The following is a 4,571-nucleotide window of genomic DNA, read 5'->3' as shown; positions in this document are numbered from 1 at the left end:
CGCGGGAGTGTCGCCGGAGCTGGTGGCCGCCTCCGGAACTCCTCCCGCAGGGTCAGCGGCGGGGGAGTGTGACGGCGACGACGACGATGGTGGCGCTGATTCTGGTGGCCGTATCGCGACGGCCGGACCCGTTGCGGGTGGCCGGACCACATCTGGTGATGCTGAGGGGGCGGAGCGGCCGTCCTGTGGGGCTGCGGTGGGCGGTGTACTGGTAGGGACTGCCTCGTCGGGCGAGGGTACAGGGGGCGCGGTGGGAGGGACGGCACGGGGTGGGTCAGCCGGAAGGCGCGGCGGGGCCGCTGTGGGGCCAGGCGTAGTGGAAGCAGGGGAGGTCGGGCCGCCGGAGGCTGCGCGCCGTTCCGGTGCCGCGGGGCCCGGCTCGGGTGCCGGGTGCGGTCGGCTCTGCTTGGGCGCGGGCTGCGCCGGGGGCGTCCGGGCGGGAGAAGCGGGCGTGGATGGCCCCGGCTCGGCGAAAGGCCGCGAGGGCTTTTCCGGTGCTGGTCGTTCGGGGGCTTCGTGTCGCTGTGCAGCGCTGGGCGCTGGGCTGGCCGGCGTCGGCCGCTCGGGGGCGGTGGCGGGCGGCGTGGCCGGGGCTCCGGTGCCGGGCGACCTGCTCGGCGGAGTTGTGGGGGATGCCGTAGTTTGCCGGGCGCCGGGTGCGGGAGAGGTCGGGCCGCCGGAGGCTGCGCGCCGTTCCGGTGCCGCGGGGCCCGGCTCGGGTGCCGGGTGCGGTCGGCTCTGCTTGGGCGCGGGCTGCGCCGGAGGCGTCCGGGCGGGAGAAGCGGGCGTGGATGAGGTGGGTGTGGGGCCAGGGTGAGATCGGGGCCGAGCTGGCGGTGCAGGCGTTGGGGTGGTGGTCGCGTGGTCGGGTGGTGGGGTAGTTCGCTGGGGTGGGGCGGTGGATGCCGTCGGTGATGACGCCCGTGGCACGTTCACGGAATCCGGGGCGGCGATATGAGTGGTCTGCGACTCTTGCCGGGTGACGCGACGCGGGTCTGTCGGCTGTTCTGGTCCGGAGAAGGAGGCGGCCGTCGCGCGCAGGCGCTGAATGAATTCGGTGGCTCGATTGGCCACGACGTGCAGGGTCAGTTCGTCATCAGCGTGGGCGAAGGCTTGACGTGCGGCCAGCAGTTGCCGAGCCGATGCCACGGCTTCGGCGAGTTCGGTGTAGGCGTGGAGAGCCGCGCGCACGTCCTGCTTGTATTCCAGGGGAAGTTCCTGGCTGCTGGTCCAAGCCAGGTTGATCCGGGCTCCCTCGTTGGTGACCGCGTGTCCGGTGGCCGCTCGCAGTTCCTGTTCTTCTTCTTCGAGTTGTTCGCTGGTGGTGGTGAACAGCCATGCCTGCATGTGGTGGGCTAGGGCGATCCGCGCGTTGCGGCATGCGGCCACGCTCTCGAACGGATCGCTGCGCAATCTGGGCGAGGGGGAAGCCGGGACGGCGGCGGTGGATGGCGGAGCTTCGGTGTCCAGAGTGTCTGTTCGCTGGGCCTCCAACGGTGTGGAGGGGCGCGCAGGGGCCGGCTGTGGCTGGGCGGGCCGTGGCTTCTCAGGGGATGGAGGTGTGGCGGGCTGGGGAGGCGTCGCTGGCATCGAGGGAGGCGACGACGCCGTGGGGCGTTCCTCCGGGCTGGTGGTGGGCGCTGGGGGAGGTTGCGGGGCGGAGGGCGCCTCGGGCGTCGGCTTCTGGTCCAGGAGTGGCGGTGCCGCTGCCGTGGACATTGCCGTGTCTGCGGGGAGGACCTCGGTTTCGGGGCCGGGCACGGTTGTGAGGCGCTTGGCTGCGTCGAGAGCGGCGTCTCGGGTTGGCGGCGACGGCGAAGGGGCGGGGGGCGAGGGCGCTGCCGGTGCTGGGGTTGTGGCGCTGGCGGGTGCGGGTGTCGCGCCATCGGCCTGTACTGGACCTTCGGTGTGGAGCAGGTGCTCGTCAAGGTCATTTGGGGCGGGCACGGCTGCGCTCTGCTGTGCCGTGGCGGGGTCGGGTGGGGTCGTGGCCGGACGTTGGTCGAGGGTGGCCGGCTGGTCGGGATCCGGTGCACTGACGCCCGCAGGGGCGGCGTCGGAGGCTCCCTCGTCGTCCGATGCTTGGCCGGCGGTACGCAGAGCGGCGGTGACGTTCTGGCCGGGCATCGTGGGCGTGATGGTGACGCCGTAGTGCTCATGTACCTGGCTGGCCAGGTACTCCAGCATTCGCTCACGGGCCTGTCCCGGGCTCCAGGATTGCACGTGCTGCCACAGGGCACCGATCTGTTCGGGGCGTGCCTGCTGCCACCACTGGTCAGTGAGCGTGTGCAGGAGTTGAGACGCTACGAACACGGGCTGGGGATCTTCGCCCCGAAGCTCGGCTTCTACGGCCGCGAGCTGCAACTCAACATAGTCCAGGCGCTCCTTGGTCGGAGTGAGGTCGCCCTTGTCGGCGCTGTCGGGAGTGCCGATCTGTTCGGCAGCACCGTGTTCGCGGGCCGCGATGTGGTCGCGGAGAGTGCCGCGCTGGACGAGGAGGGCGTCGCGTCGTTCCTCGGCTGAGGCGGCTGCGCCCTGGAGGATCTGCTCGCGGCGCGTCTGGGCGGCGTGGTGAAGGTTGCGTGCCTGGCCATCGGTCAGCCGAAGTATGGGGCTGCCGGTGACATCGTCACCATGGTGCACTTCGATGACGTAGCGCAGGCGTTGATCGGGTGGAAGGGGGCCGGCCAGCTCGCTTAACCGGTCGTGGAAGGCAACCATGCGCTCAGCGGCGAATTCCCGCGGCGCGAGGCCGTCGCGTGGGCTGGTCCCGATGACCTGCGTGGCGATGGTGCGCTGCCACAGGTCCCGAATCACATAGCTGTAGACAGCACGCTCTGCGGCGGCCTGGGGCTGACCGGACTGCATGGGAGGGGTCGGCCAGGCGCGGGCGAGCAACGCGACCACGTCGCGCGGTTGCATGCGGACGTGGGTGATACGCACGCCGTAGCGCGCGTGGGTCTGCTCGCGCAGGTGCTCGAGTGCGGCGCTGGCGGTGGGTTCGCCAATCGCGGCCCAGGACACAATGATCTGCCAGGCGCCGCCGATCCATTCAGGCGTGGCTGCTTGCCACCAGGTCTCGTTGTAGACCTCGCCGATGGCAGGCTGCGCCAACGTGATCTGGGCTTGGAGCTGGTGGGACATGCGGCGCAGCGCGAAATCACCGCCTGCCCGGGCTCGGTAGGCTTGCTGAGCTCGCTGAGCGGCGATGTGCTCTCCTCGACGACGGCCGCGGGTAATGGCGGCACGCACGCGGCTGAGGAGGGATCTTTTTCCAGACGCGGTAGTCGGCATTCCACTCCGATCGACGGCGGCATCGCCGCATCTCGCAGAATCCGGGGGACGCGCCGCACGCGCGCATGACCGCTGGGCAAAGGTGACCATCCGATAGGAGGGACCCGCGCCTAATACCTCATGCCAGGGTGCTGCAGCGTTGAGATGCGGAGATCCAGCAACTGGCTACGCCAGCTGGGCAGGGGCTTGTGTCGTCACGATCACCGATGGAAAGCGGGCGTACTGGTCCGCACCTGGGCGCGGACCGCCCCACAGGTCATCTGGGCTTCGTCTACCGCGCGAGCAGGGGCCGGGTTCTCCAGCCATGAGGGCTCCCATCCGCTGAGCGCTGACAGGCGCGCAGCCTTCGGTGCCCCCACCTCGGCCCATACAACACAAAGATATTAACGAATAGTCAGATCATGATGTCAATAATCGAGTTCGCGGGAGTTCACAGCGCACGTGACACGCCCAGTTGGCCAAGCTCGCCGCTGCGCTCCCTGTCGCCCCTGCCCAGTGAGCTCTAGTCCGGCCTCATATGGAAGCCTCACCGCATGAGCTCGCGCCGTCTCTGGACTCGTTTATGACGAGCTCGGCACCGGAGGCGCTTCTGTCGGCCCGGAAGGGCTCTCGGCCTCTGGTGGAGGCGGCTGCTCCGTCGGCCCGGACGTCACCCGCGGAACCGCGGGAGCCGGAGAACGTGGCGTTGCCCGGGCGCTGGGGCGCCTGCTTACCCCCGCCGGCGACCGGCTGGGCCTGGCCGAGGGCTTGCGGGTGGCGGGAGGGCGTGTGGTGGAACGGCGCTTGGGGGTCGGCGCAGGCGATGTTTCCCGGTCACTACTGACGGTGGGCGGCGGGGGCAGGGATTCGAGCTGACCAGGAACCGCCTCGGCCGACGGTGGGAGGGCCGGAGGGGTGTTCGCGGTGCGGGGATCAGAGCTCGCGCTTCCGCGAAAGAGAACGATGATGACCACGATCACCGCGGCGATACCGACTCCTACCGCAACGAGCACTCGCACCCGGGAGCGGAGGGCCACGCCGGCCTCATCATCGAGGGCGTCGCCCCAGAATTCTCTGTCCGGTCCTTCCTCCGCCGCGATCTCGTCGGACGTACCCGGCGCTGGCGAGTTGTCCGCCCCGCCCTCGGCGGATGCGTTTCCGGCCGCTGGCGAAGCGCTCTGCGCATCCTGGGATGTCACCGTGACACCGGCATCGGCTAGTTGCAACAGGTCAACGGGCCCGGAACGATCATGCTGGCTGGGCATGGTTAGCCTCCGTTCGGCCGGCCGCTCCGGCAC

2 protein-coding genes are annotated in these 4,571 nt (G+C 70.2%); both read left to right on the top strand.

The annotated features are described in order from the left end of the window. Positions 1-972: 972 nt before the first annotated feature. Complete coding sequence (locus tag ID574_RS01440; RefSeq protein WP_188186922.1) at positions 973-1,359, top strand: hypothetical protein; 387 nt, start codon at positions 973-975, stop codon at positions 1,357-1,359. A 792-nt stretch (positions 1,360-2,151) separates the two neighbouring features. Continuing rightward, positions 2,152-2,523, top strand: coding sequence for a hypothetical protein (locus ID574_RS01435; RefSeq protein WP_188186921.1), 372 nt, complete (start codon positions 2,152-2,154; stop codon positions 2,521-2,523). The last annotated feature ends 2,048 nt before the right edge of the window (positions 2,524-4,571 follow it).

Origin of the sequence: Nonomuraea sp. SYSU D8015 (genome assembly GCF_008065375.1) — a bacterium.
In the GTDB taxonomy this organism is placed as follows: Bacteria; Actinomycetota; Actinomycetes; order Streptosporangiales; family Streptosporangiaceae; genus Nonomuraea.
The sequence above is the reverse complement of the archived record's forward strand: the minus strand, read 5'-3'. Positions and strand labels throughout refer to the sequence as shown.